The organism is Dietzia cercidiphylli, assembly GCF_014145145.1.
Classification (GTDB): Bacteria; Actinomycetota; Actinomycetes; order Mycobacteriales; family Mycobacteriaceae; genus Dietzia; species Dietzia natronolimnaea.
The window spans coordinates 1-315 of sequence record NZ_JAALEA010000552.1 but is presented as its reverse complement, the minus strand read 5'-3'; the positions used below and the strand labels follow the sequence as shown (position 1 = coordinate 315).

At 74.3% G+C, this 315-nt stretch carries 1 pseudogene; it reads left to right on the top strand.

The annotated features are described in order from the left end of the window. Positions 1 to 249 (top strand): annotated as a pseudogene (locus G6028_RS17350) (hypothetical protein); the annotation flags it as partial. Positions 250 to 315 lie beyond the last annotated feature (66 nt).

Below are 315 nucleotides of genomic sequence, written 5' to 3'. Positions count from 1 at the left end.
GCCACCATCCGGGTCAAGGTCTCGTTCCACACCGCCGTGCTCGCCGGTGTCGTCTCGGTGCTGGCCCGTCAGATCTCGCCCGGATACTGGCGGCTGCTCGTTCTGGTGCCACCCGTGGCGTGGGCACGGGTCCGGATCAGCCACCACACCCCGGTCGAGACCGCACTTGGCGTGCTGATCGGGGTGCCCTGCGGCTACTGGGGCGGAGGCGGGATCGCCGCCCCACCTGCCCGCTCGACCGCGAACTGAGGACTGCGCACCGAGCGCCACCGCCCCGCGGGACCGGGTGCCCGCGGGGCGGCGAGGGGACGGCCG